Source organism: Pseudomonas sp. PS01299, from assembly GCF_029960145.1.
In the GTDB taxonomy this organism is placed as follows: Bacteria; Pseudomonadota; Gammaproteobacteria; order Pseudomonadales; family Pseudomonadaceae; genus Aquipseudomonas; species Aquipseudomonas putida_A.
In genome coordinates this window covers 1-4726 of the sequence record NZ_JASCPO010000334.1, presented here as the reverse complement: position 1 = coordinate 4726, position 4726 = coordinate 1, and the positions used below count along the sequence as shown (strand labels likewise).

6 protein-coding genes and 1 riboswitch are annotated in these 4726 nt (G+C 60.4%); of the genes, 4 read left to right on the top strand and 2 right to left on the bottom strand.

The window, feature by feature from the left end:
* The first annotated feature begins 311 nt into the window (after positions 1–311).
* Positions 312–533, top strand: a riboswitch (cobalamin riboswitch).
* A 122-nt stretch (positions 534–655) separates the two neighbouring features.
* From QMX91_RS29090 to cobM, 4 genes are all read left to right on the top strand, one after another.
* Positions 656–853 carry a CbtB domain-containing protein gene (locus tag QMX91_RS29090; RefSeq protein WP_003225486.1) on the top strand — a complete coding sequence of 66 codons (198 nt, stop codon included), beginning with the start codon at positions 656–658 and terminating at the stop codon, positions 851–853.
* Between the two features lie 11 nt (positions 854–864).
* Positions 865–1563 (top strand): CbtA family protein, encoded by a 699-nt coding sequence (locus QMX91_RS29085; RefSeq protein ID WP_139053696.1) that lies wholly within the window; start codon positions 865–867, stop codon positions 1561–1563.
* Positions 1560–1973, top strand: coding sequence for a cobalamin biosynthesis protein (locus QMX91_RS29080; RefSeq protein ID WP_041072679.1), 414 nt, complete (start codon positions 1560–1562; stop codon positions 1971–1973). The genes QMX91_RS29085 and QMX91_RS29080 overlap by 4 nt, the downstream gene beginning before the upstream one ends.
* Before the next feature lie 81 nt (positions 1974–2054).
* Positions 2055–2801, top strand: a complete 747-nt coding sequence (gene cobM, locus QMX91_RS29075) for a precorrin-4 C(11)-methyltransferase (protein WP_282413775.1) — start codon at positions 2055–2057, stop codon at positions 2799–2801.
* A 144-nt stretch (positions 2802–2945) separates the two neighbouring features.
* On the opposite strand, the gene nfuA is transcribed toward cobM, so the two are convergent.
* Together nfuA and QMX91_RS29065 are read right to left on the bottom strand one after the other, a co-directional pair.
* Positions 2946–3530 (bottom strand): Fe-S biogenesis protein NfuA, encoded by a 585-nt coding sequence (gene nfuA, locus QMX91_RS29070; protein WP_003225494.1) that lies wholly within the window; start codon positions 3528–3530, stop codon positions 2946–2948.
* A 57-nt stretch (positions 3531–3587) separates the two neighbouring features.
* Positions 3588–4613: an acyltransferase gene (locus QMX91_RS29065; protein ID WP_282413774.1), complete on the bottom strand. Its 1026-nt coding sequence runs from the start codon at positions 4611–4613 to the stop codon at positions 3588–3590.
* Positions 4614–4726: the final 113 nt, after the last annotated feature.

Sequence of the window (4726 nt, the reverse complement as noted above, 5' to 3'; positions counted from 1 at the left end):
TTGATCTCAGGGCCCGTCGGCAGGCTGAGTGGAGGGATTTATCCGGGGGTGGGAGCGCAGCGACCGTTTGGCGCAGCCAAACACAGCGAGAGGAGGTGCAGCGAAGCAAACCGTAGGCGCTGCCCCCCGGATAAATCCCGCAGCGAAGGAACCCGAGCCTAGGCGAGGGCCGAACGTCAGGGCATAGACCTTTTGGTTACTTTTGGGGCGTTTGCCAAAAGTGACCCGCCGTAAGGGCGGAACCCTAAGTGGCCGTTACCGCAGCAACGGATCCACCCCCAAAATTGACTAAATCCCCCACCCCATGCTCTCCTACACAACTTGTTACGGGTGCCCTTCACAGGGTGAAACGGGAAACCGGTGAATCATGTGCTTTACTCAAAGCCATGTCAGTCCGGTGCTGCCCCCGCAACGGTAAGCGAGCGAAGCGTCAGATCCACTGTGCCATACGGCATGGGAAGGTGACGCTTGCAGGTCGGTCAGACGCCAACCCCTCGTGAGCCCGGAGACCGGCCCGCAACACACAGTGCGCATTGTGCGTCGCTGAACATAACAAACCCGCGGTGGGCGGGCGCTGTTCGAACCTTTGCGTGCCCGACCCGCAGGGGTTTTCATGCGCTCTATATCACCCGCTGACACTCCAGAGGGAAGCGCCATGTCGATCATCAGCAGCACCGGCAGCAACACCGACAAAATCTCCAGCACCGCCACCTTGAGCCAACGCCTGACCGCCGCGATCTTCGCGTCGATTCTGGGTGCCAGCCTTGTGTACTTCGCCGGTTTCTCGCACATCGAAGCGGTGCACAACGCCGCTCACGATACCCGCCACAGCGCCGCGTTCCCGTGCCACTGAGACCTGCAGACATGATCAAGCGTATCGCGCAAACCGCAGGGTTCACCGGCCTGCTGGCCGCCCTGCTGCTGACGTTGCTGCAAAGCTTCTGGGTCTCGCCGCTGATTCTACAAGCCGAAACCTTCGAGAAGTCCGAACCGGTGGCCGTTCACGAACACGCCGCCGGTACGGCTGCTCACACCCATGACGCCGAAGCCTGGGAGCCGGAGGACGGCTGGCAACGCGTGGTCTCGACCACCGGCGGCAATCTGGTGGTGGCGGTCGGTTTCGCCCTGATGCTCGCTGGCCTGTACACCCTGCGTGCACCGACCAAAACCTCGCAAGGCCTGCTCTGGGGCCTGGCCGGTTACGCGACCTTCGTGCTCGCACCGACCCTGGGCCTGCCGCCTGAACTGCCGGGCACCGCTGCAGCCGATCTGGCGTCGCGGCAAACCTGGTGGATCGGCACCGCCGCTTCCACCGCTGTTGGCCTGGCGTTGATTGTGTTCAGCCGCCACTGGTTGATGAAGCTGCTCGGCGTGGCGATCCTCGCCGTGCCGCACGTGATCGGCGCACCGCAACCGGAAGTGCATTCGATGCTCGCCCCGGAGGCGCTGGAAGCCCAGTTCAAAATCGCTTCGCAGTTGACCAACGTGGTGTTCTGGCTGGCCTTGGGCCTGATCAGCGCCTGGTTGTTCCGCCGCAAAAGCGATGGTCAATACCACGCATGACCGATGACCGCGCAGCGCCGACCTTTGTGGTCGGCCTGGGCTGCCAGCGCGGATGCCCGGTCAGCACGCTGCGCGCGTTACTCGATCAGGCGTTGCAGGCGCATCGTATAGAACTTGAAGCGGTCAAGGCCTTGGCCAGCATCGATCTTAAACGCGATGAACCCGGCCTGCAGGAACTGGCCAGTCAACTGGCGTTGCCGCTGTTGTATTTCAGCAGCGACGAACTGGCCAGTTATCAGCAACGCCTGAGCCACCATTCGCAGATCGCCTATGAGCGCACTGGCTGCTACGGCGTGGCGGAAAGTGCCGCCCTGGCCCTTGCCGAGCAGTTGATTCAGGCACCGGCAAAACTGCTGATTTCCCGGCAAAAATACGCTCAGGCAACCTTGGCATTGGCCGGCGCTGCGTAAATTCCCGATAATCCCCCCGTTTGATCATGAGCAATCTTCATCTGAAGCGTTGCCCTGCCCCGTTTTTCACAGGATTTCTTCATGACCGTCTACTTCATTGGCGCCGGCCCCGGCGACCCGGAATTGATCACTGTCAAAGGTCAGCGGCTGATCCGCAGTTGCCCGGTGATCATCTACGCAGGCTCGCTGGTACCGGCTGCGGTGCTGGAGGGGCATCAGGCTGAAACCGTGGTCAACAGCGCCGAATTGCATCTGGAGCAGATCATTGAACTGATCAAATCCGCCCATGCCAAGGGCCAGAACGTAGCGCGGGTGCATTCCGGCGATCCGAGCCTGTATGGCGCGATTGGCGAGCAGATTCGTTATCTGCGCGAGCTGAATATTCCGTTCGAGATCATTCCCGGCGTCACCGCGACCGCAGCGTGTGCGGCGTTGCTTGGCACAGAACTGACACTGCCGGACGTGTCGCAGAGCGTGATTCTGACCCGCTACGCGGACAAGACCGCAATGCCGGCGGGTGAGGAGTTGAGCAGTCTGGCGCAGCATGGCGCGACCATGGCGATTCATCTGGGGGTCAATCATCTGCAGAAAATCATCGCCGAACTGCTGCCGCATTACGGCGCGGATTGCCCGATTGCGGTGATTCACCGGGCGACGTGGCCGGATCAGGACTGGGTGGTGGGGACGCTGGCGGATATTGCCGCGAAGGTTGCGGCCAAAGGGTTTCGGCGCACGGCGTTGATTCTGGTGGGACGGGTGTTGGGGAGTGAGGTGTTTAGCGAGTCGTCGCTGTATCGCGCGGGGCATGCGCACCTCTATCGCCCATGAAGGCCCTTTCGCGAGCAAGCCCGCTCCCACATTTGGAATGCGCTCAAATGTGGGAGCGGGTTTGCTCGCGAAGGCGTCATTGAATTTCACGCAAAAAAAAACGGCGCTCACGGGGCGCCGTTTTTCATGTCCGCAGCGAACACCTTAGTAGTAGGCGTTTTCTTTCTGCGTGTGGTCGGTCACGTCGCGCACACCTTTGAGTTCTGGAATACGCTCGAGCAAGGTGCGCTCGATGCCTTCCTTCAGGGTCACGTCGGCCTGGCCGCAGCCCTGGCAGCCGCCACCGAACTGCAGCACGGCAATGCCGTCCTCGACCACATCGATCAGGCTGACCTGACCGCCGTGGCTGGCCAGCCCCGGGTTGATCTCGGTTTGCAGGTAGTAGTTGATGCGCTCGTTGACCGGGCTGTCGGCATTGACCATCGGGACTTTGGCGTTTGGCGCCTTGATGGTCAGTTGGCCGCCCATGCGGTCGGTGGCGTAATCGACGACGGCGTCGTCAAGAAACGCTTCGCTGAACGAGTCGATGTAGGCGGTGAAGCTTTTCAGCCCCAGCGCGGTGTCTTCAGGTTTTTCTTCGCCCGGCTTGCAATAGGCAATGCAGGTTTCGGCGTACTGGGTGCCAGGCTGGGTGATGAAGACGCGGATGCCGATGCCTGGAGTGTTCTGCTTGGAGAGCAGATCGGCCAGGTAATCGTGGGCGGCGTCGGTAATGGTAATAGCGGTCATGGAAACTCCTCGCAGGCTTGGGCGCAGTTTACGCCAATCATTGCGCCGGACAAAGTCCTAGTATTTTTGTCGGGAAAGATTCTCGACAGGTGCGCTGATCGGTTCGCCATCGATCCGCGCTTTAAGCCACTGATAGCTGCGTTTCTCCACCCATTCGTAGCTCAGCCATGACCCCACGCCAATGGCTAGAGCACAGATGACGAACATCAGATACGGGTTGATTCCGTAGCGTCGCGCGATAAAACCACCAACCGACAACACCAACACGTGCATCAGATACACCGAATAGGAACAGTCACCGAGCCATTTCATCACCCGATTGCGCTCGACGTAGCGCTCCAGCGCCATGCAAGCCATCACCAGCACCGCGCTCGGCACGCCCCAGTTCAATAACCTTGGCGCCGGTGCCAGGTGATAGATCGCCATCATGGCAGCGCCCATCGCCAACAGCGGCAGCCACAGGCCGGCGCCAATCCAGCCCCGGCGATAGAGCACGCCAATGCCGATCCCCAGCAGAAACTCGTAGACGATGTCGGAACGGTAAAACTCGTTGAGCCAGCCGAACGCCTGACACACCGAAAACAGCAACGCGGCGACCACCAGCAAGCGCACCTGCCAGCGGAACACCAGCGCGCATGCAAACAACACATAGAAGAGCATTTCGTAGTTGAGCGTCCAGCCGACATTCAGCGTCGGATAAATCCCGTAGCCGCCGGGGTTTTGCGCAGGAATGAATAACAGCGACGCGAGGAAATGCGCCCAGTCCACCGTCTGATCCGGCAACATTGGCCGGGCGAACAGCACCAGCAACGCCATCAACAGCGTGTACAGCCAGTACGCCGGGACAATGCGAAACAACCGATACAGCAGAAACCGCGCCGGAGGCAGCGCTTTGCTTTCAGTGGAGAGGAAAATCACCAGACCACTGATAACGAAGAAAACATCGACGCCGACTGCGCCCTTGTCGATGAAGAATTGCCCGATCGGGCCGCGCGCCTTGAAGTCGAAGAAAATCTGCATGAAGTGGTGACAGACCACCGTCCACGCGGCAAGCGCCCGCAGGGCCTGCACTGAAATCAACATGATCGGCTCCTGTCCACAACTCTCAAAACCACCGCCGACCCCTTGTAGGAGTGAGCCTGCTCGCGATGACGGCATGTCAGGCAACAACCATTCTGAATGGACTGACGCCATCG

Coding starts and splice junctions, on each gene's coding strand:
- QMX91_RS29090 (WP_003225486.1), top strand. CDS start 656: ATGTCGATCATCAGCAGCACCGGCAGCAACACCGACAAAATCTCCAGC.
- QMX91_RS29085 (WP_139053696.1), top strand. CDS start 865: ATGATCAAGCGTATCGCGCAAACCGCAGGGTTCACCGGCCTGCTGGCC.
- QMX91_RS29080 (WP_041072679.1), top strand. CDS start 1,560: ATGACCGATGACCGCGCAGCGCCGACCTTTGTGGTCGGCCTGGGCTGC.
- cobM (WP_282413775.1), top strand. CDS start 2,055: ATGACCGTCTACTTCATTGGCGCCGGCCCCGGCGACCCGGAATTGATC.
- nfuA (WP_003225494.1), bottom strand. CDS start 3,530: ATGACCGCTATTACCATTACCGACGCCGCCCACGATTACCTGGCCGAT.
- QMX91_RS29065 (WP_282413774.1), bottom strand. CDS start 4,613: ATGTTGATTTCAGTGCAGGCCCTGCGGGCGCTTGCCGCGTGGACGGTG.